This window comes from Sphaerisporangium fuscum, assembly GCF_018531465.1.
GTDB lineage: Bacteria > Actinomycetota > Actinomycetes > Streptosporangiales > Streptosporangiaceae > Sphaerisporangium > Sphaerisporangium fuscum.
Map to the genome: position 1 here is coordinate 208,287 of NZ_JAHDTF010000017.1, position 24,508 is coordinate 232,794.

23 protein-coding genes, 1 tRNA gene and 1 rRNA gene are annotated in these 24,508 nt (G+C 69.5%); 17 read left to right on the forward strand and 8 right to left on the reverse strand.

All coding sequences use genetic code 11. From position 1 onward, the window contains the following. The first annotated feature begins 87 nt into the window (after positions 1–87). The 8 genes from KIK05_RS22390 to KIK05_RS22425 all read left to right on the forward strand — a co-directional run bounded on the left by KIK05_RS22390 (position 88) and on the right by KIK05_RS22425 (position 6,938). Complete coding sequence (locus KIK05_RS22390) at positions 88–2,175, forward strand: ATP-dependent DNA helicase UvrD2 (protein WP_214412732.1); 2,088 nt, start codon at positions 88–90, stop codon at positions 2,173–2,175. Next, positions 2,172–3,044, forward strand: coding sequence for an acyl-CoA thioesterase (locus KIK05_RS22395; protein ID WP_214412733.1), 873 nt, complete (start codon positions 2,172–2,174; stop codon positions 3,042–3,044). Before KIK05_RS22390 ends, KIK05_RS22395 begins: the two co-directional genes overlap by 4 nt. Before the next feature lie 110 nt (positions 3,045–3,154). Next, positions 3,155–3,499, forward strand: coding sequence for a hypothetical protein (locus KIK05_RS22400; protein ID WP_214412734.1), 345 nt, complete (start codon positions 3,155–3,157; stop codon positions 3,497–3,499). Between the two features lie 128 nt (positions 3,500–3,627). Continuing rightward, entirely contained in the window at positions 3,628–3,897 is a 270-nt protein-coding gene (locus KIK05_RS22405; protein WP_214412735.1) for a WhiB family transcriptional regulator, read from the forward strand. Positions 3,898–3,944: 47 nt separating this feature from the next. Next, positions 3,945–4,139, forward strand: a complete 195-nt coding sequence (locus KIK05_RS22410) for a putative WhiB-interacting protein (protein WP_214412778.1) — start codon at positions 3,945–3,947, stop codon at positions 4,137–4,139. Between the two features lie 835 nt (positions 4,140–4,974). Beyond that, positions 4,975–5,343 carry a ClpX C4-type zinc finger protein gene (locus KIK05_RS22415; RefSeq protein ID WP_214412736.1) on the forward strand — a complete coding sequence of 123 codons (369 nt, stop codon included), beginning with the start codon at positions 4,975–4,977 and terminating at the stop codon, positions 5,341–5,343. Positions 5,344–5,688: 345 nt separating this feature from the next. Further along, the gene (locus KIK05_RS22420; RefSeq protein WP_214412737.1) at positions 5,689–6,201 is read left to right on the forward strand and encodes a hypothetical protein; all 513 of its coding nucleotides are present in this window, start codon (positions 5,689–5,691) and stop codon (positions 6,199–6,201) included. Beyond that, the gene (locus KIK05_RS22425) at positions 6,198–6,938 is read left to right on the forward strand and encodes an aminoglycoside phosphotransferase family protein (protein ID WP_214412738.1); all 741 of its coding nucleotides are present in this window, start codon (positions 6,198–6,200) and stop codon (positions 6,936–6,938) included. The genes KIK05_RS22420 and KIK05_RS22425 overlap by 4 nt, the downstream gene beginning before the upstream one ends. A 55-nt stretch (positions 6,939–6,993) precedes the next feature. On the opposite strand, the gene KIK05_RS22430 is transcribed toward KIK05_RS22425, so the two are convergent. Continuing rightward, the gene (locus tag KIK05_RS22430) at positions 6,994–8,337 is read right to left on the reverse strand and encodes an ABC1 kinase family protein (RefSeq protein ID WP_214412739.1); all 1,344 of its coding nucleotides are present in this window, start codon (positions 8,335–8,337) and stop codon (positions 6,994–6,996) included. After that, the gene (locus KIK05_RS22435) at positions 8,334–9,443 is read right to left on the reverse strand and encodes a ThiF family adenylyltransferase (RefSeq protein ID WP_214412740.1); all 1,110 of its coding nucleotides are present in this window, start codon (positions 9,441–9,443) and stop codon (positions 8,334–8,336) included. The genes KIK05_RS22430 and KIK05_RS22435 overlap by 4 nt, the downstream gene beginning before the upstream one ends. A gap of 618 nt (positions 9,444–10,061) precedes the next feature. Here KIK05_RS22435 and KIK05_RS22440 point away from each other — a divergent pair. After that, complete coding sequence (locus KIK05_RS22440; RefSeq protein WP_214412741.1) at positions 10,062–10,577, forward strand: M48 metallopeptidase family protein; 516 nt, start codon at positions 10,062–10,064, stop codon at positions 10,575–10,577. Further along, positions 10,571–11,161, forward strand: a complete 591-nt coding sequence (locus KIK05_RS22445) for a glycosyltransferase family protein (protein WP_214412742.1) — start codon at positions 10,571–10,573, stop codon at positions 11,159–11,161. Before KIK05_RS22440 ends, KIK05_RS22445 begins: the two co-directional genes overlap by 7 nt. On the opposite strand, the gene KIK05_RS22450 is transcribed toward KIK05_RS22445, so the two are convergent. The 3 genes from KIK05_RS22450 to KIK05_RS22460 all read right to left on the reverse strand — a co-directional run bounded on the left by KIK05_RS22450 (position 11,158) and on the right by KIK05_RS22460 (position 14,129). After that, positions 11,158–12,174: an endonuclease/exonuclease/phosphatase family protein gene (locus KIK05_RS22450; protein WP_308250059.1), complete on the reverse strand. Its 1,017-nt coding sequence runs from the start codon at positions 12,172–12,174 to the stop codon at positions 11,158–11,160. The genes KIK05_RS22445 and KIK05_RS22450 overlap by 4 nt on opposite strands. 87 nt (positions 12,175–12,261) lie before the next feature. Then, positions 12,262–12,804, reverse strand: coding sequence for an NUDIX hydrolase (locus tag KIK05_RS22455; protein WP_214412743.1), 543 nt, complete (start codon positions 12,802–12,804; stop codon positions 12,262–12,264). Next, a complete protein-coding gene (locus tag KIK05_RS22460) occupies positions 12,801–14,129 on the reverse strand; it encodes a zinc-dependent metalloprotease (RefSeq protein WP_308250060.1) in 1,329 nt (442 codons plus the stop codon). The genes KIK05_RS22455 and KIK05_RS22460 overlap by 4 nt, the downstream gene beginning before the upstream one ends. A gap of 64 nt (positions 14,130–14,193) precedes the next feature. Between KIK05_RS22460 and KIK05_RS22465 the strand changes: the two genes are divergently transcribed. From KIK05_RS22465 to KIK05_RS22485, 5 genes are all read left to right on the forward strand, one after another. Continuing rightward, positions 14,194–15,282 carry an NAD-dependent epimerase/dehydratase family protein gene (locus tag KIK05_RS22465; RefSeq protein WP_214412744.1) on the forward strand — a complete coding sequence of 363 codons (1,089 nt, stop codon included), beginning with the start codon at positions 14,194–14,196 and terminating at the stop codon, positions 15,280–15,282. Positions 15,283–15,521: 239 nt separating this feature from the next. Then, positions 15,522–15,947: a molybdenum cofactor biosynthesis protein MoaE gene (locus KIK05_RS22470; RefSeq protein WP_214412745.1), complete on the forward strand. Its 426-nt coding sequence runs from the start codon at positions 15,522–15,524 to the stop codon at positions 15,945–15,947. Positions 15,948–16,009: 62 nt separating this feature from the next. Continuing rightward, positions 16,010–17,056 (forward strand): YlbL family protein, encoded by a 1,047-nt coding sequence (locus KIK05_RS22475; RefSeq protein WP_214412746.1) that lies wholly within the window; start codon positions 16,010–16,012, stop codon positions 17,054–17,056. A 306-nt stretch (positions 17,057–17,362) separates the two neighbouring features. Further along, on the forward strand, positions 17,363–20,275 hold the full coding sequence (locus tag KIK05_RS22480; protein WP_214412747.1) for a UPF0182 family membrane protein: 2,913 nt from the start codon (positions 17,363–17,365) through the stop codon (positions 20,273–20,275). Positions 20,276–20,365: 90 nt separating this feature from the next. After that, a tRNA-Met gene (locus KIK05_RS22485) sits at positions 20,366–20,442 on the forward strand. A gap of 41 nt (positions 20,443–20,483) precedes the next feature. On the opposite strand, the gene KIK05_RS22490 is transcribed toward KIK05_RS22485, so the two are convergent. Further along, on the reverse strand, positions 20,484–21,299 hold the full coding sequence (locus KIK05_RS22490; RefSeq protein ID WP_214412748.1) for a UbiA family prenyltransferase: 816 nt from the start codon (positions 21,297–21,299) through the stop codon (positions 20,484–20,486). A gap of 140 nt (positions 21,300–21,439) precedes the next feature. Between KIK05_RS22490 and KIK05_RS22495 the strand changes: the two genes are divergently transcribed. Further along, entirely contained in the window at positions 21,440–23,026 is a 1,587-nt protein-coding gene (locus KIK05_RS22495; protein ID WP_214412749.1) for a bifunctional 3'-5' exonuclease/DNA polymerase, read from the forward strand. Positions 23,027–23,069: 43 nt separating this feature from the next. Here the strand turns inward: KIK05_RS22495 and KIK05_RS22500 are convergent, their stop codons facing one another. Next, positions 23,070–23,258 carry a hypothetical protein gene (locus KIK05_RS22500; RefSeq protein WP_214412750.1) on the reverse strand — a complete coding sequence of 63 codons (189 nt, stop codon included), beginning with the start codon at positions 23,256–23,258 and terminating at the stop codon, positions 23,070–23,072. 79 nt (positions 23,259–23,337) lie between these two features. After that, the gene (locus tag KIK05_RS22505) at positions 23,338–23,739 is read right to left on the reverse strand and encodes a hypothetical protein (protein ID WP_214412751.1); all 402 of its coding nucleotides are present in this window, start codon (positions 23,737–23,739) and stop codon (positions 23,338–23,340) included. A 655-nt stretch (positions 23,740–24,394) separates the two neighbouring features. On the opposite strand from KIK05_RS22505, the gene KIK05_RS22510 reads away from it, so the two are divergent. After that, positions 24,395–24,508 (forward strand): 16S ribosomal RNA (locus KIK05_RS22510); the annotation flags it as partial.

Consider the following 24,508-nt stretch of genomic DNA (forward strand, 5'->3'; position numbering starts at 1 on the left):
TTGTCCACAGGCGGAGCGACGCCGCAGGCCGACTGCTGGGAGGATGATGCCAGCACATCCGTCCGCACGGCACGTTAGGAGGCCCCGTTGACGCACGACGTCCTCGCCGGGCTCGACCCCGAGCAGCGCCAGGTGGCCGAGGCGGTCCGGGGTCCGGTGTGCGTGCTCGCGGGGGCGGGCACCGGCAAGACGCGGGCGATCACCCATCGCATCGCCCACGCGGTCACCACCGGAGTGGTCGACGCGCAGAGCGTGCTGGCCGTGACATTCACCACACGCGCGGCGGGCGAGCTCAAGCAGCGCCTGCGTGCCCTCGGGGTGGGCGGCGTCCAGGCACGCACCTTCCACGCCGCCGCGCTGCGCCAGCTCACCTATTTCTGGCCCCGCGTCATCGGCGGCGATCCCCCGAGGGTGGTCGAGTCCAAGCTGCCGCTGCTGGTGGAGGCCTCCCGCGTGCTGCGGCGCAACCCCGACCGCGGCGAGCTGCGCGACGTCGCGAGCGAGATCGAGTGGGCCAAGGTCACCCAGGTCATGCCCGACGACTACATGGCCGCCGCCGCGAAGGCCGGGCGCACCCCGCCCGTCGCCCCCGAGGAGGTCGCGCGCCTCTACGACGCCTACGAGACGCTGCGGCGCGAGCGGCACCTGGTCGACTTCGAGACGATCCTCGAGCTCACCGCCGCGGTCATGACCGAGCACCGCGAGGTGGCCACCCAGATCCGCCAGCAGTACCGCTACTTCGTCGTCGACGAGTACCAGGACGTCAACCCCCTGCAGAAGCTCCTGCTCGACACCTGGCTCGGCGGGCGCGACGACCTGTGCGTGGTCGGCGACCCCAACCAGACCATCTACTCCTTCAGCGGTGCCACCCCGCGCTACCTCACCAGCTTCGGTGTCGAGCACCCCTCGGCCACGGTGATCAAGCTCGTCCGCGACTACCGCTCGACCCCGCAGGTCGTCGGCCTGGCCAACAACCTGCTGGCCCGGGCCCGCACCCCTCACCGTCTCGAGCTGGTAGCCCAGCGGCCCGACGGGCCGAGCCCGGTGTTCGCCGAGTGCGACGACGAGCCGGCCGAGGCCGAGCTCGTCGCCCGGCGCGTCAAGGAGCTCGTCGCCCAGGGCGTGCCCGCGCGCGAGATCGCGGTGCTGTTCCGGGTCAACGCCCAGTCCGAGGTGTACGAGCAGGCCTTCACCCAGGCCGGCGTGCCCTACCTCCTGCGCGGCGCCGAGAGGTTCTTCGAGCGTCCCGAGGTACGGCAGGCGGTGGTGCTGCTCCGGGGGGCCGCCCGCTCGGCGAACGACGACCAGCCGCTCGCGCACACCGTCCACGACATCCTCGGCGGCATCGGCCTCACGCCGGAGGCGCCCGCAGGAGGCACCGCGCGCGAGCGCTGGGAGTCGCTGAAGGCCCTGGCCGACCTCGCCGAGGACATCGCCGCCGAGGGCGGCGACCTGCCGCGCTTCGTGGCCGAGCTCGAACGCCGGGCCACCGAGCAGCACGCCCCGCCCATCGAGGGCGTGACCCTCGCGTCCCTCCACGCCGCCAAGGGCCTCGAGTGGGACGCCGTCTTCCTCGTCGGCCTCACCGACGGCATGATGCCGATCATCTACGCCGAGAGCCCCGAGCAGATAGAAGAGGAGCGCCGCCTGCTCTACGTCGGCGTCACCCGGGCGCGGGCCCATCTCCACCTCTCCTGGGCGCTCGCCCGGTCCCCCGGCGGGCGCAAGGCCCGGCGCCCGTCCCGTTTCCTCGACGGCCTCACCGGGCTCGCCGGGTCCGGCGGCTCCGGCGGTTTCGGCGGGGGCGCGAGCCGTACGGCCGGCGGTGCCCCTCGGCGCGCCGTGCAGACCCGCGTCGCCACCCCGATCCTGTGCCGGGTGTGCGCCAAGACCCTGACCGCCGGCGCCGAGCAGAAGCTCGGCCGCTGCGCCACCTGCCCGGCCGACTTCGACGAGAACCTGCTCGAACGCCTTAAGATCTGGCGTGCAAAGGCGGCGAAAGACGCGAAAGTCCCCGCCTATGTCGTCTTCACCGACGTGACGCTCCAAGCGATGGCCGAGCGGGTCCCCACCACTGAGGAAGACCTGCTCGCGATCGCCGGGATCGGTCGCGTCAAGCTGGAGCGGTACGGCGAAGCCGTTCTTTCGATCTGCCGCGGAGAGGAAGTCACGTGAACGAGGCGCTCAAGGAGGTGCTCGATCTGCTCGACCTCGAGCAGATCGAGCTGGACATCTTCCGCGGCCGCAGCCCGGAAGAGCGCATCCAGCGAGTCTTCGGAGGGCAGGTCGCGGCACAGGCGCTGGTGGCCGCGGGCCGCACGGTGCCGTCCGACCGCGCCGTCCACTCCTTGCACGCCTACTTCATTCGGCCCGGCGACCCGGCCATCCCCATCGTCTACAACGTCGAGCGGGTCCGCGACGGCCGGTCCTTCACCACACGCAGGGTCGTGGCGGTCCAGCACGGCAAGGCCATCTTCACGATGTCCGCGTCCTTCCACATCGTGGAGGAGGGCGTGGCCCACCAGGCGGCCGTCATGCCCGTCGTGCCCGATCCCGAGACCCTGCCGCTCTTCCAGGACCGCATGCGCGCCGTCGTGGGCGACGGGGAGCCGTGGCGCGACTGGCTGGCCAGGCCGCGTCCGGTCGACGCCCGCTACGTCACCCCGCTCACGTGGGAGGCCAACCGCGACCCGTCGCTACGCGGATCGGAGACCCAGGTGTGGTTCCGCTACGACGCCGACCTGCCCGACGACCCGCTGCTCCACGTCGTCCTCGCCGCCTACGCCTCCGACTACACCCTCGTCGACACCGTCCTGCTGACCCACGGCCTGGCCTGGGGGGCGTCCAACGTCAGCGGCGCCTCGCTCGACCACGCCATGTGGTTCCACCGGCCGCTCAAGGTGGACGACTGGGTGCTGTACGCCCAGGAGTCCCCGTGGTCGGGCAACGCCCGCGGTCTCGCCCAGGGACAGATGTTCAGCCCTTCCGGAGAACTCGCGGTGTCGGTCGTGCAGGAGTGCATGATCCGTGTCTCGAATCCGTGAAATCGCAGGTAGAAAATAAGTTGCCCGGCTCCCGGGTACACGTTTAGAGTCATGCACAAGCCGGTCGGACGACCCCGTCCGACCCCGCACTCGATTGGGAGGTGACCACCGTGAAGCAGATCCTGATGTCGATGTCCGCCACGCCGTGGCTCGCTTCCCTGCGCGCTGACGACACCGCCGTTCTCGCCGCTGGTGGCCGGGGCATTCTCGCTCCGATCACCATGCCCGCCATGCTCGGCCTCGCGGCCAGTGGCGAGCGCAAACTGCGGCAGGAGAAGACTGCCCACGTCCAGGTCCGTCTGGGCGCGGCTGCCTTCGCCGCCTACGGCACCACCGGCATGGGTGTGGACCAGCCGGCCGCTCTCGGCCGTCGGGTTCCCAACCCGCAGACCACGAGCACCGCCAACGGTGGGGTGCAGGGTCCGCAACCCTGGAGGCAACCGGTCACAACCTGACCGGTTGGAAGAGCCTCCAGGCCGCGGATCCGTACCAGGATCCGCGGCCTTCTTGTTTTACAGCCGCCACATCCACCACCCACGAGGTAACCGACCAGATCAAGACAGCAGACAGAAAGGTGACGCAGATGGCGGTTTGGACGACCAGGGAGCTGGTCGACGAAGCCGATATCCCGTGTCGTACCGACCCCGACCTGTGGTTCGCCGAAGCCCCTGAAGACGTCGAGTTCGCCAAGGCCCTCTGCGGAGGGTGCCCGATCCGGGAGGCCTGCCTGGCCCGCGCGCTGGAGCGCGAGGAGCCGTGGGGCGTCTGGGGCGGCGAACTGGTCCTCCGGGGAACCGTCGTTCCGAGGAAGAGGCCGCGGGGTCGTCCCCGCAAGACTCCGGTCGCAGCCTGAAAACCGGCTTATTCACTAGAGCTTCACCATCTGAAAGGACGAATTCCATGAGCTTCATTCCTTCCTGGACCGCCGAGCTGCCGTGTATGCATGAAGAACTGGTCCGGGACCGAATACAGACGCTCCACCGCGAGGCCGAGGAGCAACGCCTCATTCACCGCATGAGGCAGGTGCGACGGGCCCGCAAGCAGGCGGAGCGCGCGAGCGTACGCCTCCGCCAGGCCCTCGCCCGCATGGCGTGACACCCGCCCCAGCTCCCCGCCCACCCACACCGTGACCCGGCCCTCCACACGCCACTCGAGGTAACGGAGGGCCGGCCCTTCACCCGTTTCACGGCGAACGGGGCCGGCCCCTCAAAAGGGGCCGGCCCTTCACGCGTTTCAAGGTGTACGAGGGCCGGCCTTTCCCGAGGGGGTCGGCCCTGTAACCGGGCTGGTGCTCAACACCACGTCGGCCCCGCTTCCCCAAAGGAGGCGGGGCCGTTGGCGTATGTAGCGAGTTCGCGGGCCAGGGCGCCTCTTCTGGTGCTGTCCTCAGCAGATCCCAGCGCCGCGGCAGTGGGATGGAGGTGCGGCATCGCCTGCTGCCCTGGTCCGCCCCGCTGTCCTGGCGACGTCGGTACCCCGCCCCGCGCCACCATCTCGGCGTTGTCCGTGTCCTGGTCTGCGCTACGGTCCCGGTGTTGGCCGCGCCTTGCTCTCGCGTCAACACCTCGACGCCGGTGTTCTGGTCTGTGCCACCGTCTCGGCGTTGTCCGTGCCCTGCCCTCGCGTCACCGGTCTCGGTGTCGTCGACGGTCGTCGATTCGGTCCTGTCATCAGGAGCTGTTCATCTGATGAGAACCAGGAGAGGACGGCTGCTCGTATCGCGTGGTCAGTCATCCGAAGGTAAGCAACCCCACCCCTACGACGCCGCTGCCGCCCGGTACCGCCGCCCGTCCGTTCGGAACCGCGGTGCCCGACGAGAAAACAGAACGGCGACCCGGGCCCTTAGGACGATTGTCAGGGACAGCCTGACGTTTTAGACTCGGCATGGCTGTCAGGGAAAGCCTGACAAGTGACTTCCGGGAGGCCGTCCATGGCAACGACCGTCGAAACGACGCCCACGGTGCGCTGTTCGTTCTGCGGCAAGGCGAACACCGAGGTCCACAAGGTGATCGCCGGCGCCGGTGTCCACATCTGCGATGAATGCGTGCAGCTGTGCTCCACGATCCTCGAGGCAGAGCAGTCCACGTCCGAGCCGCGGATTCCGGCCTGGGAGACCATGACGGACGAGCAGATCCTTGACCATCTGGTGCGGATCGCGGCAGTCGGGCAGCAGGTGGAGGAGAGCCTGCGCGCCTGGGTAGAGCGCGCACGCGAACGAGGAGTGACCTGGGCGCGGATCGGGACGACCCTCGGCATCGCCCGCGAGTCGGCATGGGAGCGATTCTCCGGCGAGGAGTGACCTTCGGGGCGTCCCTGTGCGGGACCGCCCCGGCGGCACCACGCCCTACTGGGACAACGGCCGGCTGCCGCCGCTCGACGCGCTCGTGCGCCTTGGCGTACATGCGGCGGAAGGAGCGGGGCCGCTCACGGGTCGCCGGGAACGCGGGAGCCGTCCAGCCCTCTCGCCCCTTGCGGAGAACCGGCACGAACCCGAGTCGGAGCCTCGATGTACCGGGTCGGCGGCCCTCAGTCGTGGTAGGGAATTCCCTACTGAGAAAAGGGGGCCGGCGGGAATGATCTAGAGCGTGCCGACCTGGAGACTCTGGTCGTAGGTTTTCCGCCCTCGACCCTTCAGAGGTTCCCCATGCCGACCCGGCACGCATCACTGCCCGTCAGCGCCCCGGCGCTCGTCCCCTCGACCGTCAGGTCGGCCGCCCTGCTCTGGTTCACCGCGGTCGGTGCCGGCGTCTTTGAGGCCGTCATAGCCGTCGCCGGCATGATCGTCGACGGGACGGCCTCCTTCGCGAACGTGGCCGCAGGGCTCGGCATCCGATTGGTCGTATTCGTCGCCGCGATCTTCATGGCGGTGCGCATGCGTCAGGGAGGGAACTGGGCCCGCGTCGCCCTTACCGTGATCTTGGGTGTTTTCGGCACCCTCTCCCTCGTGATCGGCCCGGTCCAGTGGCTACTCGCCGGGCACACCGTAGCCGAGGCTGTGGCGGGTGCCGATGGCATGACCCTTGTCTTCACCATCAGCCGGATCGTGCACCTCGCGGCCGTCCTGTCCGCTGTCGCGTTGATGTTCACAACGACGGCGAACGCCTATTTCCGGCGCCCCAGGAGCCTGAAGAGGTCCTCGGCCACAGTAGAAGCATGACGGAGGAGATCCCACTGGCCGGGGGCTTCGTGAGCCCGGTCGTCCGGGTGGACGACACGGTGCGGCGTCCCGCGCCTGCCCGGGCGGCGTACGTTCGTGACCTGCTCAAGCTGTTCGAGCGCCACGGGTGGCCGGGGGCGCCGCGCTGGCTCGGTCTGGACGACCGGGGTCGCGAGACGCTGAGCTTTCTGGACGGCTTCGTGGCGTGGCGGCGGCCGTGGCCCGCCGCCGTCCGGTCCCGCGAGAGCCTCGTGCGGATGGCCGAACTGGTGCGAGAGTTCCACGACCTGACGGCCGGGACGCCGCCGGCCGAAGGCCACGAGGTCGTCTGCCACAACGATCTGTCCCCGAAGAACACCGTGTACCGAGATCCAGGGTCGGGCCTGCGTCCGGTGGCGTTCATCGACTGGGACCTCGCCGCGCCGGTGGCCCGCATCCACGACGTGGCGCACGTCTGCTGGCAGTACCTCGATCTCGGGCCGTCGGTGGACGACGCGCGGGAGGCGGCCCTAGGGGTTCGCCTGATCTGCGACGCCTACGCGCTCTCCGATCGGGACGAGGTCGTCGAGACGATCCTGTGGTGGCAGGACCGCTGCCGGCGGGGCATCGAATCCGGCGCGGCGGACGGGGATCCGGCCATGATCGGCCTGCGCGATCTCGGCGCCGCCCAGGCCGTCCGATCCGCATACCAGTGGGTCACCGACCACCGCTCGACACTGGAAGCCGCCCTCCGATGATCCCCGATTCCCGGCCGACCGATGTGGGGGGTGTGCGCCGGGGGCGGGGGATGGGTCAGGAGGTCGCCAGGGCGGTGGTGTGGCCTTCGGGGTCCTGGTCGGCGAAGCCGGGGACCCAGCGGATGACCTCGTCGCGGAAGCGGGCGGTCGCGCCGAGCTGGCACAGGACGCCGACGCCCGCCGCGTGGACGCGGTTGATCAGCACGTATGACGGCGGCAGGTTGAGCTGGCGCACGACGTTGGTGGGACGCAGATCGGTCACCGTCGCGACCTGCTGCTGGAGCCACTCACGAGTGAAGGTGAACTCCTCGACCCGGGTCGGCTCGACGTACGGCGCGAGGAAGGCGCGCAGCGCCTCGATGTCGACGTCGATGTGGGGACGGATGAACCCCTCGTCACGCAGGCCCTGGACCACCGTCTCCATGTCGCCGTTGATGAAGATGCGGGTCAACGTGCCGAAGACCTCGGGGTAACCGTCGGGCATGCGGTTGACGGCGCCGAAGTCGAGCACACCGAGGCGGCCGTCGGGCAGGACCCGGAAGTTCCCCGGATGCGGGTCGGCGTGCAGCATGCCGGCGCGGGCGGGGGAGCTGAACAGGAACCGCACGAACAGCAGCCCGGCACGGTCGCGCTGCTCCTGTGTGCCGTCCGTGATGATCTTCGAGAGCGGTGTGCCGTCCATCCACTCGCTGACGAGGATCTGTTCGTTGGCGGCGATGACGTCAGGGACGCAGAAGTCGGGGTCGTCGTGGTAGGCGGTGGCGAACCCGTGCTGTGCCTCAGCCTCGCGCAGGTAGTCGAGCTCCTCGGCGACGCGCTCCCGTAGCTCGCCGAGGACGGCCTTGATGTCGAGCCCGGGCAGCAACACCCCGAACAGCTTGCCGAGCCGGGCCAGCTGGTTGAAGTCGGACAGCAACGCCTTGCCCGCGCCCGGATACTGGATCTTGACGGCGACCTGCCGGCCGTCGTGCCAGACCGCCTTGTGCACCTGGCCGATCGAGGCGGCCGCCGTCGGGGTGTCGTCGAACTCCAGGAAGTTCTCCCGCCAGTCGTCACCCAGCTGCTCGGTCAGGACGGCGTGCACCGTCGAGGCCGGCAGCGGTGGCGCGGCGTCCTGCAGCTTGGTGAGCGTGGCGCGGTACGGCCCGGCGATCTCCGGCGGGAGCGCCGCCTCGAAGATCGACAGAGCCTGGCCGAGCTTCATGGCACCACCCTTGAGCTCACCCAGGACCTTGAAGATCTGCTCGGAGGTGCGCTGCTGGATCTCCTGGGCCACGATCTCCGCGGACTTGCCGCCGATCCGTTTGCCCAGTCCGAGTGCAGCGCGGCCGGCGAACCCCAAAGGGAGCGTCGCCAGCTTGGCGGAACGCGTCACGGCGTGTTGGGGGAAGTCGCTCACGCGACCATTGTTAGCGAGCTGAACTGGTTTCGACTACAACGACATTGCGGATGAGCGCTCCATGTCCGTTTTTTCCAACCCCAATCAGGCATTACGTCGACTGTGCTGTTCGTCACAGTGGGCTCCAGGCCGTCGACAAAACCAAGAACATGACCCGTCGCCTGTGCCGCGACCAGCGTTGACACCACCGTGTCACAGGCGATCTCACCCGCCGGAAAGCCGCCGAGGCGGATCCTGATCACCGGCCAGGAGGGGTCTCGGTCGCGCCGGATCAACTCGAGACAGTGCAGGCACGAAGTGTGGCCCGGAAGCACCAGCGGCCCCACCGACCCCACACCCTCGCCCGCCGTCGCGAGGAGATGAGGGATCTGCTGGGTGACGAGCTCCCGGGTCACCACGCCGTCGAGAGGGCCGACCGGCGCGAGGACGACCAGATCGGGACGGCTGCCCCCGTCACCGAGGTGCGAGGCGGTGCGGCCGGGCCAGGCGTTGACGCTCGGCGCGACCCGGCGGGCGGCCGCCACCGTGCCGTCTTCTCTGGTGAGGCCGACCTCGGCGAAGGTGAGCCCGCCCGGCACCACGTCTTCGGGCCGGGCCCGCCCCGGGTCCACCACGCAGATGTTCCCGACACCCGAGGCCGCGAGGAGCACGGCGATCTGGGCGCCGACCCGGCCGGCGCCGTACACCCGGACGTGGGCCGCGCGGCGGCGCTCCAGTGCTCTCAGGCCGCCGTCACCCGCGTCGGCGGCGGACAAGGAGAGCGCGTCGAGGTCGGGCGCGAGGCGGTCGCACTCGGCGCGGGACAGCCCGCGCAGCGGCGAGGGCCGCACGGAGGCGTCGTCGAGCACGCCCCGCTCGGTCAGCCTGCGCACGAGCTCGCGCACGGTGGTCTCGTCGAAACCACTCTGGGCGATCAGCTCGTCGAGGGTACGGGTGCCGTCGAGGCTCTCGACGAAGCTTCGCATGGCGGGCTCCAGGTCGGTCAGCACGACGGCCCGCAGGGGATGGACACCGAGCTGGAGCGTGTGGTCGTCGCGGTCGAGGCGGCGCAGTGCCGGCTTCAGCCGGGGCCGGACGGGGGAGGTGGGCTGCTGTCGGGAGGTCATGGCCGGAACCCTGGCACATCGCGCGGCGGCCCCGGGCGGCGTTGTCCCCGCCTGTGGATAACTTCGAGGCCAATCCCGGACGAAGCGACCTTCCTGTGGACGGGCGGGCGAGGAGTCGGTCGCCTGTCATGAGGCCGAAGGACGTGCGCGCCGCGGCCGACTGATCAAAAAGACCGACAGGCGCCCCGCCAAGAATTGGAACCGTGCGTCGCCGATCAACGATTAGGGAGACCGGTGGCTCGCGCGTCACCCGCCGCCGTTCAGGGCCGAGGAGGCGCACCTCAGCCGGGAGCTGGGTTACGGACAGGAGAGAGGGCGTCGCCAGGCAAGGTCGAAAATGATCCCGACGGAAAAGATCTCTTTATGATCTCCGATCAGGTAGTCGCCGCGAGCCTGCTGCCTGCGATGACGTCGGCAAGGGCCCGTATCCACCGCCCTGGAACGGTCCGCTGACAGTGAACATCACCGGCCCGCGAAAGGCGCTGTGCGCCGTTATTCGCCCTCCCCTGGGGCAGATGTGGTCAATGTGATTTCTGAACACGGGGCTAACAGGGATTGACCAGCGAAAACGCGATTCACCCCCTGTGGAATCGCAGCGCTCTCGGCTAACGTGCATATGTGCCCCCCGAGACAGTCGAGGTTCGCCGGAGTGCACGCCGACGGCGGACCGTTTCCGCGTACCGCGATGGCGACAAGACCATCGTGCTGCTCCCTGCCGGTCTGAGCAGTACCGATGAGGAACAATGGGTGCGCCGGATGCTCGATCGTCTCGCCGCCAAGGAGCAGCGACGACGCCCGAGCGACGACGACCTGCTCGAGCGGGCCCGCGATTTGGCCACACGCTATCTCGACGCCAAGGCGCACCCCACCAGCGTGCGCTGGGTCGAGAACCAGCGCCACCGCTGGGGGTCGTGCACTCCCGACCACGGCACGATCCGCCTGTCCACCCGCCTGCGCGGAATGCCTTCCTGGGTGGTCGATTATGTGATCATGCATGAGTTGGTACATCTGCTGGTGCCCAGTCACGGCCCGCGCTTCTGGACGCTCGTCGAGCGCTATCCCAGGGCCGAGCGCGCCAGAGGCTTCCTGGAGGGGTTCTCGATGGCGGCCAATGGGTCCGTGGAGGAGTGTTGAGGCTGGCCGCGGTCCTGGTCACGCCGTCCATGGGGAAGGCGGCGCCGCCCGGGGTCGATCCAGGAGAGTTCCTGCTCGCCCTCGCCGAGGACACCTACGAGATCGTCGCCGGGCTCGAACTGGTCGAGCCGGTGATCCTCGCCGCCGGCGTCGACGGGCTGGACGACCTCGCCTGGCCCGGCACCCGGGTCATCCCGATCTCCGACTCCCCGGGGCCCGCCGAGGCCTTCGCCGCGCTCGAGCCCTACGGCGAGGAGGCCGTGGTGATCAGCGGCGACGCCCCCGACCTGCCTCCGTTGCTGATCGGCAAGCTGTTCCGCGAGCTCGGCCGCGCCCCGATCGCCCTCTGCCCGTCCGAAGGCGGTGGAGCGGTCGCGATGGCCGCCCGGCTGCCGTTCCCCCAGTGGGCAACGGCCGGGCTCGACGAGCCCGACATCGTCGCACGGCTCCGCGGCCAGGCCCCCGGTAGGCGCATGGTGGCCACCGGACCCGGCTGGCACCGCCTCCGGGCGCCCGCCGACGTCGCGCGGCTCGACCCCGGCCTCGAAGGCTGGGACAACACCCGCGCCCTGCTCAGCGCCTAGCGAGAGGCCGGCAGCGAGAGCTGGGCGAGGACGGCCCGGTGGTCGGAGCCCGGCACGTCGTACACCTGGTAGCCGCGCACCGAGACGCGCTGGTCGGCCAGCACGTGGTCGATGGTGATGCTCGCAGGGATGCGTTTGTTGGCAGGCCATGTCGGCGTGAGCCCTCCACCGGAGGCGTCGCCCGCGTCCCGATAGCCGCGTGCGACCAGCCGCCGCAGCTCCGCGTGGTCGAGGCTGGCGTTGAAGTCGCCCGCCAGGATACGGAACGGCCCCGACGCCGGCCCGGACGGCAGCGCCCGCAGCCCTTCGGCCCATCCGGTGATCTGGGGCCCGAGCGGAGTGAAGGTGTGCACGTCGACGAGCTGGAGCCGGGCGCCGCCCGGAAGGGTCATGCCGACCGCCGGCATGTTGTGGCCGATCGGGTGGAAAAGCCCGTCGAGCTTGGTGAGCGGGTGGCTGGAGAAGACGCCGCTGCCCGTCGCGCCCCAATCGTCCTCGAGGACGCGGTAGGGCATGAGCTCCTTCAGCCCCGCGGCGTCGAGATCGGCGACCGCCGCCGGGGTCAGCTCCTGGGTGTTGAGGATGTCGGGACGGTGCCGGCGCACCAGGCCGACCACCGTCGCCGCGTCGCCGCGGCCGAAGAAGAGGTTCACCGTCAGCATCGAGAACGGCTCCCCGGCCGCCGTCGCGGAGCCGTCGCCGATCGCCCGGGGCAGCACGGTGAAGCCGAACGCCACGGCCGTCGCGACCGCCACCACGGTGACCGCCTTCTTCCTGGCCAGCAGACCCAGGACGAGCGGCACGAGCGAGCCCGCGGCGGCGTACGGCGTCAGCGTCATGATCTGGGTCGGGAACGATCCACGTTCCAGGCCGCCGAGCCGTACCACCGCCCAGGCCGTCAGAGGGGTGACCGCGACCCAGGCGAGTTTCCCCAGAGCGCGCCGACGCGACCGTCCTGATCGGGACGGCGTCGCGATGACGCCGCCCACCGGTGTGTCTGTCGTGCTGTCCACTCCGTCACCCCGGCTCGCCTCGTGGTGTCCGACCTCGACCCTACCCAGCGGCCGTATGGACGGTGTGAAGAATCCGCAGGGGGACGGTCAGCCGAGCAGCACCGCGCGGGCCCGGCGGGCCAGGCGCCGCGTCGCCTCGTCCGTGGGCTCGGGGATGTCGTCGACGGGAACCCAGCGGAGCTCCAGCGACTCGGCGCTGACCACGTACTCCGCCCCGGGCGGCGCCACCGCGCCGTACTCCACGTCGAGGTGCCAGCTGTGCGGGGGATGGCACCAGACCTTGTGCCTGTCGAGGGCGAGCGGGCCTGGAAGGAGCCGAAGGCCCGGGATGCCGGACTCCTCGGTGGCCTCGCGCAGCGCGGCGGCCTCCAGCGACTCGTCCGAGATCTCACAGTGGCCGCCCATGGGCAGCCACATGTTGGCCTTGGTGTGCAGCGTGAGAAGCACCTTCGCGCCGTCGTGGGACAGCACCGCGGTGGTCGCGGTGAGATGCCCCGGCGCGCAGGTGCGCCACATCGCGTCGTCGTAGGTGTGCAGGTGCTCCACGAACTCCTTGCGGAGCGACTCCTCGGCGGCGGTGGGCGCGGTCCACTCGGTCAGCGCCGAACGCGCCCGGTCGTGCAGCGTCATTCGGCGCCGGGAGCCTTGGGGCCGGAGTCGTCACCCGGACCGGTGTCCGGCTCGCCGCCCTCACCAGGCTTCCCGCCGGACTCCCCGGCCTCGAACGCCGAGAGGTCGAACTTCGCCTCACCCCGGACGAACGCCTCGGGGTCGTCCAGATCGGTCGCCGTCGGCATGAGGTCAGGGTGGGACCAGACGGCGTCACGACCCTCGATGCCCCGATCGGCGGCGAGGGCCTTCCACAGCGTGGCGGCCTCCCGCAGGCGCCGCGGGCGCAGTTCCAGCCCGACCAGCGTCGCGAAGGTGCGCTCGGCGGGACCGCCGGTGGCGCGCCGCCGCCGGATGGTCTCCGACAGCGCGGCGGCGGAGGGCAGCTTGCCCTCGGCGGCGGCGTCGGTCACCGTGGCGACCCAGCCCTCGACCAGGGCGAGAATCGTCTCGAGCCTCGACAGCGCCACCTTCTGGCGCTCGGTCTCCTCGGGCTTGAGCAGGGCGCCCCCGCTCAGCGCCTCCTGGATCTGCTCCGGGTTGCTGATGTCGAGTCCCCGGATCTGCTCCTCCAGCGCGCTGGCGTCGACGGTGATGCCCTTGGCGTACTCCTCCACGGCGCCGAACAGCTGCGTGCGCAGCCACGGGACGTGCTTGAACAGGCGGTGGTGCGCGGCCTCTCGCAGTGCGAGGTACAGGCGGATCTCCTCCGCGGGGATCTCCAGGCCGTGGCTGAACGCGGCGATCCCCCCGGGCAGCAGGGCGGCGGTCTCCGAGAGCGGCAGCCCGATGTCGGACGAGCCGATCACCTCGGGCGCCAGGGCGCCGAGGGCCTGGCCGATCTGGCTGCCGACCATCATGCCGCCCACCTGGCGCATCATGCCCATCAGCGGCCCGAGCTGGGCGGCCATCGCCTGTGCCTCGCCGCCACCGAGGCCGATCGCGCCGAGGCTGCCGCCCATGGTGTCGACCATGCGCTGGGCGATCGGCTCGCACAGCTGCTTCCAGACCGGGACGGTCTTCTCGATCCACTCGGAACGGCTCCACGCCTCCGGAGTGGTCAGCCCGCTCGGCAGCTCGGTGACCTCGTTCAGCCAGAGATCGGCGAGTTGGAGCGCGTCGACGATCTGGCGACGCTCGCCCTCCATGACGCTCGGGTCGCCCGTGGCGACCACGGCGTGACGCGCGATGTTCTTCGCCATGTCCCAGTTGACGGGCCCGGAGCCCGCCGGAGCCGAGAGCATGTCGGCGAACTGGCGCATGGCCGCCGCCATCTGCTCCGGATCGCCGAACATCGCGAACGGGTTCTCGTTGGGGTCGTTTTCGCGACCTGGCAGGTCAGTCACCGCTCTACCTCGTGCAGGATGGAGGAGTCCACATCCGCCACGTTATCCGTCGCAGGGCGGATCAGTGCAAAGTGAGGACCCCGTGCCTACCTCGAAACGTCTCCGGCCACCGGTCATCGCCGTCACCGGTGCGGCCACTGGGTTGGGGAGAGAGTTCCTCTCCCGGGTCGCCTCGTCTGCGGATTTCCGCCGCGTGGTGGCGATCGATGATCACCGCGGCGACGTTCCGGACGTCACCTGGCGGGTCCTCGACGTCCGAGATCCGCTCTTGGCGAACCGCATCTCCGACGTCGACGTGCTGGTCCATCTGGCGACCGACTACACGCTCGATTCCGACCCCGCCGCGCGCCGCGCGTACAACCTCAGGGCCGCGCAGACCGTGCTCACGGCCTCGGCCGCAGCACGGGTCCGGCGGGTGGTCCTCGTGACGAGCGCGATGGTGTACGGGGCGACCCCCGACAATCCGGTGCCGCTGCCCGAGGACTCGCCGGTGGCCGCCGAGCCCGATTCCGGTGTCGTCGGCGACCACCTGGAGATCGAGGCCCTGGTACGGCGGTGCCTGCGCACCCACCCCGGCCTGGAGGTCACCGTCCTGCGGCCCGCCGCCGTGGTCGGGCCGGGGGTGGACACCGTCGTCACCCGCCACTTCGAGGCGCCGCGCCTGCTGACCGTCAAGGGTTCGGCGCCGCGCTGGCAGTTCTGCCACGTGGAAGACCTCGTCTCGGCGCTGGAGGTCGCCGCCCTCGGCCTGGTCTCCGGGGTCGTGACGGTCGGCAGCGACGGATGGCTGGAAATGGAGCAGGTCGAGGAGCTGTCCGGCCTGCGGCGTTTCGAGCTGCCCGCCGGGCTGACGTTCGGCACCGCGCAGCGCCTGCACCGGCTGGGGATCACCCCGGCCCCCGCCACCGACCTGCACTACGTCGTCTACCCGTGGGTGGTCGACTGCGCGTCGTTGCGGGCCGCCGGGTGGAAGCCGGTCTGGACGAACGAGGCCGCCCTGCGGCAGCTCCTGGAGCTGCGCGAGGGCAGGCACGCCGTCGTCGGCCGGCGCCTGTCGGGCAAGGAGGCCACGATCACCGCCGCGGGCGCCACCGTCGCCGTGATCGGCACCGCCGCCATCGTCCGCCGGGCCCGCCGCAAGCGCCGAATCTGACCTCCTCCAGCGGAGCGAAGGTGAAGGAACGAGCCCGTACGACGACGAAAGCCGCCGCCTGAAGGAGGCCCTGAGCCCGCCGAGCGGAGCGAGGCAGACGGACCGGCTCGGGGCCGGTGGTGGCTTGAGGAGGAGGGAGGGTGAGGAACGAAGCCCGTACGACGACGAAAGCCGCCGCCTGAAGGAGGCCCTGAGCCCGCCGAGCGGAGCGAGGCAGACGGACGCAGTACGCTCGTGGCGTGAACGCCATCCGATTGCTTGGCATTCGTGACACCCCGCTCTCGGTGGACGAGGTGCTCGCCGCCGTCGGCGACCACGCCGCCGGCGGCACGACGCTGTTCGTCGGCACCGTCAGAGATCACGACCACGGCAAGCCGGTCACCCTGCTGTCGTACTCCGCCCACCCCAGCGCGGAGGCGGAGCTGCGCCGGGTCGCGGAGAAGGTCGCCTCCGACTTCCCCGTGACGGCACTGGCGGCCGTCCACCGGGTGGGCGAGCTCAAGCTCGGCGACATCGCGGTGATCGTCGCGGTCGCCTGCCCGCATCGGGGGGAGGCGTTCGAGGCGTCCAGGCGCCTGATCGACGACCTGAAGCAGGAAGTGCCGATCTGGAAGCACCAGATCTTCGCCGACGGATCCACCGAATGGGTAGGATCATGCGATTGACCTGGATGTCCGCTGTGTGTTCCGCGCAAGTACGGTCCCGGTGAGCGCATAGAGTTTCCACCATGTCCCGACGAGGTCTGACGTTGATGGTGGCGGGCGTTCTCACGCTCGCCCTCGGGGGCGCCGGCGCGCTGCTGCCGGTCCCCTACGTCGCGCTGAGCCCAGGTCCCACCGAGAACACCCTCGGCGACGTCAAGGGCAAGCCGGTGATCAGCATCAAGGGGCACCAGACCTATCCGACGACGGGAAAGCTCAGCCTGGTCACCGTCGCCTACCGGGGCGGCCCCGGCGCCCGCATCGATTTGCTCACGGCGCTGCGCGGCTGGATGGACCCGACCGTCGCCGTCGTCCCCGAAGAGACGATCTTCCCCAAGTCGGTGTCGGTCAAAGAGGTCGATCAGCAGAACATCCAGGAGATGACCAGCTCGCAGCAGGACGCCACGGCGGCCGCGATGAACGAGCTGAAGATCCCGGTCAAGGTCGTCGTCCCGGTGGGTTCCACGCAGAAGGGCAAGCCCGCCGAGGGCAAGCTGCGCGCGGGTGACGCGATCACCGACGTCGACGGCGCCCCGGTCCAGAGCATCGAGGAGGTCGCCGCCGGCGTGCGCAGGCACAAGCCCGGCGAGCAGGTGCGGTTCGGCGTCATCCGCGACGGCAAGCAGCTCACCGTCGACGTCGGCACCGTGGCCGGCAAGGACGGCACCATCGTGGGCGTCATGATGGCCAACCCCAAGTTCACCTTCCCCTTCACCGTCGACGTCAATGTCGGCGACGTGGGCGGCCCCAGCGCCGGGCTGATGTTCTCCCTCGGCATCTACGACAAGCTGACCCCCGGCGCGCTCACGGGCGGCATGTCCATCGCGGGCACCGGCACCATCACCGCCGACGGCAAGGTCGGCCCGATCGGCGGCATCCAGCAGAAGATGGTGGGCGCCCGCGACGCCGGCGCCACGATCTTCCTGACTCCCGCCGACAACTGCGACGAAGCCGTGCAGGCCGTGCCCAAGGGCCTTCGCCTCGTGAAGGTGAGCACGATGCACGAGGCGGTCCAGGCGATCGACAAGCTCCGGGCGGGGTCGGGGCAAGTGGCTGGTTGTCCGGCCCGGTGAGCCTCCCGGCCGATTCCGATCTTCACCCTCTCGACCGGCGGGGCCGGCGGGCGGGGAACCCGCGGCACCCCCGAGCCGTTGGGCCACGTGTACGCGGGCGTCTCATCCGGTGGCGACGCGCGTGCTGCAGGCCGTTCCCGCAGCCGTCCCCATCGGTGGCGGCGGGCCGCACGTCGCGGCCCGGACGCCCCGAGGGCTCGGAGCGTGACCGCGCCATCACCGGTGTAGGTTGCCATGACACGGACCGTTACTCGTGAAATTTAGGGGTGGGCCTTGACCTTCCGGAACCCCGGCGCGGGTCGGGCGATGCGATTGCCCCGCCGGCCGCGGCTTCTCATTCCCGTCGCGATCGCCTTGGTGGCGATCGTCATTTTGTTCTTCGTCTTCGCCGGTGTCTTCACCGACTGGCTGTGGTTCGACTCGGTGGGGTACACCTCGGTGTTCTCCACGATGCTGGTCACCCAGCTGTTGCTGTTCGTCTTCGGCGCGCTCCTGATGGGCGTCGTCGTCGGCGGCAACATGATCATCGCCTATCGCTCACGTCCCCTGTTCGCGATGACGATGTTCGAGAGGGGCACCTCCGGCGCCGACCGCTACCGAGCGGCCATCGACCCCCACCGTAGGGCGATCTTCCTCCTCGGGCTGGCGGTGCTGGGCCTGTTCACCGGCTCCTCCACCGCGGCGCAGTGGAAGACGTGGCTGCTTTTCGTCAACGCCACGCCTTTCGGCAAGAACGACCCGCAGTTCGGTCTAGACATCTCGTTCTTCATGTTCACCTATCCGTTCATCCGGATGGTGCTGAACTTCCTGTTCACGGCGGTGATCATCTCGATCGTCCTCGCGGCGATCGTCCACTACCTGTACGGCGGGTTCCGCCTGCAGTCGCCGGGCCTGCACGCCACCCGCGCCGCCAGGGTCCACCTGTCGGTGCTGGTGGGCCTGTTCGTGCTGCTCAAGGCCGTCGCCTACTGGGTCGACCGGTTCGGTCTGGTCTTCTCCGACCGCGGCAAGACCTTCGGCGCCTCGTACACCGACATCCACGCCGTGCTTCCCGCCAAGAGCATCCTGGCGATCATCGCCCTGATCTGCGCCGCGCTCTTCTTCGCCGGAGTCGTACGGCCCGGCGGCATGCTCCCCGGTGTCGGCCTCGGGCTCCTGGTGCTGTCGGCGGTGCTGGTCGGCGGCGTGTACCCCGCGCTCGTCGAGCAGTTCCAGGTCAAGCCGAACCAGCAGAGCAAGGAGCAGGAGTACATCGGGAAGAACATCGCCGCGACCAGAGAGGCCTACGGCGTCGCGTCGGCCAAGGTGACGCCGTACGGCGCCAAGACTCAGGCGCAGGGCAACCAGCAGTCCCTGCAGAGCGAGGCCTCCACCATCCCGGGTGTCCGCCTGCTCGACCCCACCGTGGTCTCCCCGACGTACGAGCAGCTCCAGCAGATCAAGGGCTACTACCAGTTCCCCGAGCAGCTCGACGTCGACCGGTACACCATCGACGGTGTCTCTCGCGACACCGTGGTCGCCGTCCGTGAGATCGGCACTCCGCCCGAGAGAAACTGGATCAACGACCACCTGGTCTACACCCACGGCTTCGGCTTCGTGGCCAGCCCCGGTAGCAAGATCGACCAGGGTAAGCCCGACTTCGTCGTCAAGGACATCCCGCCCACCAACGGCCTCGGCGACTTCGAGCCGCGCATCTACTTCGGTGAGCACTCTCCCGAGTACTCCATCGTCGGCGGCCACAAGGAGCTCGACTATCCCGAGCAGAGCAACAACGGCCAGGGCAGCGGCCAGGTCGACACCACCTACGCCGGCAAGGGTGGCGTCTCCATCGGGAACTTCTTCAACCGCCTGCTCTACGCCGGCAAGTACGGCGAGACCAACCTCCTGCTGTCGTCCGCCATCAACGACCAGTCGCGCATCCTCTACAACCGCGACCCCCGCCAGCGCGTCCAGCAGGTGGCCCCCTTCCTCACCCTCGACGGCGACCCGTACCCCGCGATCGTCAACAAGCGCGTCCAGTGGATCGTCGACGGCTACACCATGTCGGAGGACTACCCCTACGCCGAGCGCCGCAGCTTCGGTGACATGACCCGCGACACCTCCACCGACAAGTTGCTCGCTCCCCAGCAGCAGCAGCCGCGCGACCAGATCAACTACATCCGCAACTCGGTCAAGGCGACGGTCGACGCCTACGACGGCACCGTCACGCTCTACGCCTGGGACGACAAGGACCCGCTGCTGCGGACCTGGGAGAAGGCCTTCGGCGGGATCATCCAGCCGAAGTCCAAGATCCCCACCGAGCTGAAGAACCACTTGCGCTACCCCGAAGACCTCTTCAAGGTGCAGCGCGACATCCTCAGCCAGTACCACGTGACCGACGCCAACGCCTTCTACGGCGCGCAGGACTTCTGGAAGGTCCCGGAGGACCCGGCGAGCACCAAGACCAAGCAGCCGCCGTACTACGTGACCCTCAAGATGCCGGGCGACCAGCAGCCCCGCTTCTCGCTCACCACCACACTGGTGCCGACCAGCAGGGACAACCTGGCGGCGTTCATGGCGGTGGACGCGGCGGGCGAGGCCGACGCCCAGATCAGCATCTTGCAGTTGCCCAGCGACACCACCATCCCCGGCCCCAAACAGGCGCAGAACACCTTCGACACCAAGGCCGCCAGCGTCCTGAACGAGCTACGGATCGGCGGCACGACCGAGACGCTGAACGGCAACCTGCTCACCCTGCCGTTCGGCGGGGGCCTGCTGTACGTCGAGCCGGTCTACGTCCAGCCCAAGGTGCAGAACTCCGCGCGCTACCCGACGCTGGCCCGTGTGCTGGTGATGTTCGGCAACGACGTGGGAATCGGCAACACGCTGCAGGACGCCCTCGAGCAGGTGTTCGGGCAGGTCGGGCAGCAGCCCACCACGCCGAACGTCCCCACCCAGCCGAACACCCCCGGGACGTCCACGGAGCTCACCCAGGCCTACGCCAACGCCCAGAAGGCGTACGACGACGGCCAGAAGGCGATCAAGAGCGGTGACTTCGCCGCCTACGGAGAGGCGCAGAAGCGGCTCGAGCAGGCGCTGAAGGATCTCCAGTCGGCTCTGGGACAGCAGAAGGCGGCGCCGTCGCCGACGGCCACCCCGGCGCCCTCGTCGGCGTCGGCGCTCACGGCGACGCCCACGCCGACACCCCCACCTTCATCGACGCCCAGCTCGAAGTCATGACCACCGGGTGGGGGCGGCCGGCATCGGCCCCCCCACCGAACGCGATTTGCCACTGCTCCACCGGGTCGATAGTCTTGCAACGCAAGCCGACGCGGGGTGGAGCAGCTCGGTAGCTCGCTGGGCTCATAACCCAGAGGTCGCAGGTTCAAATCCTGCCCCCGCTACCACGAAAGGCCCTGATCATCAGATCAGGGCCTTTTTGCTGTGCTCACACCAGCCGCCCCCCTTGGGCGACGAACATCACCAGGTCGATCAGGGCGACCGCGACGATCACCGTGAACGCGGCCCGGCGCACCGAGCGCCGCGCCATGACCAGCCCCGCGATCAGCGCCACGCCCACCGCCGCCAGGCCGGTCACCGTGATCGGCCCTCCGCTCCGCTCCGGAGCGAGGGCGATCACCATGGACGCGGCGACCAGCAACAGGGCGGCGCCGAGCCTCGCCCACGTCGGGCCGAGGCGCTGCGGCAGACCTCGTACGCCGAGCGCGAGGTCATCCGGAAGATCCGGCAGGACGTTGGTGAAGTGGGCGCCCGTACCCAGCAGCGCCCCCGCGGCGAGCGCCCACCACGCGGGCCAGGGATGTCCGGGCAGCCCCAGCGTGACGAACGCCGGCAGCAGGCCGAAGGCCACGGCGAAGGGGAGCGGCGACGCCGCGCCGAGCTTGAGCCGCAGGTTGTACAGCCAGCCGCAGGCGACGGCGAGCAGGTGCACCGTACCGGCCAGGAGGCCGCACGCCAGCGACAGCGCCGCGCACAGGGCCAGCGCGGTGAACGCCGCGACGGCCACCGTCCGCGGTGCGACCGAGTCGCCGGTGAGAGGTTTGTCAGGCCGGCCGATGGCGCGGTCACGGGCGCGGTCGATCCAGTCGTTGCTCCAGCCGATCGACAACTGCCCGGCGAGCACGGCAGCGCCCACCAGAAGCGTGCCGCCGGGGCCTCTGCCGGCGGTGGCCGCGATGGCGCAGCCGGCGGCCGTGACGACCGCGGTCGGTCCGGGATGGCATGCCTTGATCAACGCGAGCATGGGTTCAGCCTCGGCCATCCGTCCGGCGGACGCAACGCCGTGACCGGCAGGGGTGTCGCCCGTTCACCCGCAGTTCCGGGGTGCGCCTGGACTCGAACCTCTGATCGAAGGATGTCGGTGTGCTTCGATACCCTCGCGGTATGCGGATCGCGGTGACTGCCGACGGCTCCGGCGGCACCCTGCGGCCGCTGGATGAGGGCGTCACGCATGTCGCCGATCTCCCACAGGCCATGGGCGAGCTGGAGCAGGCCGGCCGCCCCCGGTGGATCTGGGCCGACACGCGCTCGGTCTATCCGGCGCTCCTGGCCCGTGGCGTACGACTGGCGCGGTGCCACGATCTGACGCTCACCGAGTCGTTGCTGCTCGGCCACGAGGGCAGGTACGGCGAGCCCCGCTCGGCGGAGGCCGCCTACGCCAGGCTGCACGGCCTTCCGGTTCCCGACGAAACGGCGGGCGTCCACGTCGTGCAGGACACCCTGTTCGAGCCCGAGCCCGCCCAGATCGACGTCACCGAGGTCTACCTCGACCAACTCGCCCGGATCGACGCCACCGAGAATCCCGCCCGTTTCCGGCTGCTCGTCGCCGCCGAGTCCGCCGGAGCCCTGATCGCCGCGGAGATGAGCCACGACGGCATGCCCTGGCGTGAAGACGTCCACGACGCGCTCCTCACCGAGCTTCTCGGGCCCCGGCCCGTCCACGGCATGCGTCCCGCGAAGCTCCAGGCGCTCGCCGACCAGATCGGCGCCGCCTTCGGCACCACCGTCAACCCCGACTCTCCCCAGCAGATCGTCAAGGCCTTCAAGGCGGCAGGGCTCACCGTCTCCTCGACCCGGTCACACGTGCTCAAACAGGTCGACCATCCGGCGGTCGCGCCGCTGCTGGCCTACAAGGAGCTCGCCAGGCTCTACAGCTTCCATGGCTGGACGTGGGCGCAGCAGTGGGTGCGGGGTCACCGGTTCCGTCCCGAATACGTCGTCGGGGGCGTGGTGTCGGGCCGCTGGGCCACCAGCGGGGGAGGCGCGCTCCAGATCCCCAAGGTGATGCGCCGCGTGGTCGTCGCGGACGACGGGTGGCGGCTCGTCGTCGCCGACGCCGCGCAGTTGGAGCCGCGGGTGCTCGCCGCCATGGCGGGCGACAGAGGGCTCGCCCGCGCCGCCGGAGAGATCGACCTGTACGCCGCTCTCGCCCAGGCCTTCGGGGGCGCGCGCGACAACGCCAAGATCGCGATGCTCTCGGCGATGTACGGCGGCACCAGTGGCGACGCCCCCAAGCTGCTGGCCATCATGCGCCAGCGCTTCCCCCAGGCCTACGCCTTCGTCGAGGACGCCGCGAAGGCCGGCGAGGAGGGCCGCCTGGTGCGCTCCTGGCTCGGGCGTACGTGCCCGCCGCCGTCCGCCAACTGGTCGCGGCTCGTCTCCGGCCCCGAAGGAGGCCGTGCGGCTCGCGACCGCGGCAGGTTCACGCGCAACTTCGTCGTCCAGGCCACCGCGGCCGAATGGGCGCTCACCCTGATGGCGCTGCTGCGCGGATCGCTCCCCTCACCCGCCAGGCTCGTGTTCTTCCAGCACGACGAGGTGATGGTGCACTGCCCCGAAGAGCTCGTGCCCGAGGTGTCGGCGGCGGTGAGCCGAGCGGCCGGGGACGCCACCCGTCTGTTGTTCGGCGACACACCGGTCCGCATTCCGATGGAGGCTGTGGCGGTGTCCTGCTACGGGGACGCCAAGTAGTTCCACGTGAAGTGCTCCGGGTCCCGTCGCTGCGGAAGGGGAGTCATGTGGATCTGATCAGGAACACCGACTTCGCGATCGCCCACGAGATGAGGGCGAGGCTGAAAGCGCCTTGGACGACGCGTAGCCATGCGGGCGTGGTGGTGGCCGCGAACACCACCACACCCAGCCAAAGTAGGCCGAACACCGCTACCAGCGCTACAGCTGCCCAGTTCAGCCCTATCTTCCCCATGGGGGAAGTCTCCCAGGATGACCCTCATATCAGGGCAAAGGAGTCATCCCGATAGCTCGGGCCGGTTCCGCAAGGTGAGTCAGCGGGGGAGCCTGCGAGCGGGCCCCGTACAACGGCGCATCCTCGAGGCGGTGTGGTGATGGTTCGGGGGCGTCTCGTCCATCTGGGCAAGCAGGGCCTCCGCCATGTGGGCGTCGGACAGGATGCGGGTCACGTCCTCATCTCCGGTCGGCAGCTGCCCGCGCTTGGCGAGCTCGTGCCGAAGGAACGTCAGCGGATCGGGATCGCCGACGGTGCCGGCGGCCATGGTGGCCCGGGCGGCCGTCAGCAGGTTCAGGTAACGCGCACGAAGGGTCGCCTCGCGCAGACGTGCCTGCTCCAAATCGTCGAGCAGGGTGCGGGCGATCTGCAGGAGATCGTCCGAGTCGCCCTCCTCGGCCGCGATGTGGGCGCGGATGTCGTCGAACTCCGACCGCGTCATGATGACCACCTCCACGGGTGGGGGCCCAGGCACCGGGGTGGTGCCTGCGGGTCCCGCACCCTCTTCGTAACGGCTGGCGATTGCGGATGACTTACCGGCGGGTTGCCCCGGCGCGAATCGCCCGCTGTTTGGGATGGCTGAGAGGGGGGAAAGGTTTACCTCACACCAAAGTGGCGTCGGGCACTCCCGAGATGCTGCTAGAGTCTTCCCTCGTTGGGCGGCGATCAGGCCCCGAGAGATCCAAACAATCTTGAAGGCTCTGACGCATGTCCGCGCCCGCGCTGACTGTCCCGACCATCCCGGCTGGTGCACTAAGATTGCATCTGTCCGAATGAACGGGTAAGTTAGAAGGGTTGCTCTGGAGACAGGGCGGTCCGGAACCTGTCGGTTCGGATGATTCCGAGAAGATCGAAAGATTTGACCGGGATTGACCGGATCTGATAAGATCAGAATACGAAATGTACGCCCTGGAGGGGGCGAGAGTTAGCTCTCGACTCTGACAGTGTACGCGTCCGTTTCTTGAGAACTCAACAGTGTGTTAAAAGCCAGTGCATGAATATGCATTACCTCCGTCTTCCACGCCCTGTGGGGTGTGGGGATGGTTCCTTTGATTGGCGCCACGGTGTGTGGTGTCTGTCGGGATTTCTTCAGACATTGTTTGGAGAGTTTGATCCTGGCTCAGGACGAACGCTGGCGGCGTGCTTAACACATGCAAGTCGAGCGGAAAGGCCCTTCGGGGTACTCGAGCGGCGAACGGGTGAGTAACACG

What these genes read in the sequence shown, in the direction of transcription:
- KIK05_RS22405 (WP_214412735.1), top strand. Translation starts at nt 3,628, where the DNA reads ATGGCGGTTTGGACGACCAGGGAGCTGGTCGACGAAGCCGATATCCCG.
- KIK05_RS22410 (WP_214412778.1), top strand. Translation starts at nt 3,945, where the DNA reads ATGAGCTTCATTCCTTCCTGGACCGCCGAGCTGCCGTGTATGCATGAA.
- KIK05_RS22415 (WP_214412736.1), top strand. Translation starts at nt 4,975, where the DNA reads ATGGCAACGACCGTCGAAACGACGCCCACGGTGCGCTGTTCGTTCTGC.
- KIK05_RS22420 (WP_214412737.1), top strand. Translation starts at nt 5,689, where the DNA reads ATGCCGACCCGGCACGCATCACTGCCCGTCAGCGCCCCGGCGCTCGTC.
- KIK05_RS22425 (WP_214412738.1), top strand. Translation starts at nt 6,198, where the DNA reads ATGACGGAGGAGATCCCACTGGCCGGGGGCTTCGTGAGCCCGGTCGTC.
- KIK05_RS22435 (WP_214412740.1), bottom strand. Translation starts at nt 9,443, where the DNA reads ATGACCTCCCGACAGCAGCCCACCTCCCCCGTCCGGCCCCGGCTGAAG.
- KIK05_RS22455 (WP_214412743.1), bottom strand. Translation starts at nt 12,804, where the DNA reads ATGACGCTGCACGACCGGGCGCGTTCGGCGCTGACCGAGTGGACCGCG.
- KIK05_RS22475 (WP_214412746.1), top strand. Translation starts at nt 16,010, where the DNA reads ATGTCCCGACGAGGTCTGACGTTGATGGTGGCGGGCGTTCTCACGCTC.
- KIK05_RS22480 (WP_214412747.1), top strand. Translation starts at nt 17,363, where the DNA reads ATGCGATTGCCCCGCCGGCCGCGGCTTCTCATTCCCGTCGCGATCGCC.
- KIK05_RS22490 (WP_214412748.1), bottom strand. Translation starts at nt 21,299, where the DNA reads ATGCTCGCGTTGATCAAGGCATGCCATCCCGGACCGACCGCGGTCGTC.
- KIK05_RS22495 (WP_214412749.1), top strand. Translation starts at nt 21,440, where the DNA reads ATGCGGATCGCGGTGACTGCCGACGGCTCCGGCGGCACCCTGCGGCCG.
- KIK05_RS22500 (WP_214412750.1), bottom strand. Translation starts at nt 23,258, where the DNA reads ATGGGGAAGATAGGGCTGAACTGGGCAGCTGTAGCGCTGGTAGCGGTG.
- KIK05_RS22505 (WP_214412751.1), bottom strand. Translation starts at nt 23,739, where the DNA reads ATGACGCGGTCGGAGTTCGACGACATCCGCGCCCACATCGCGGCCGAG.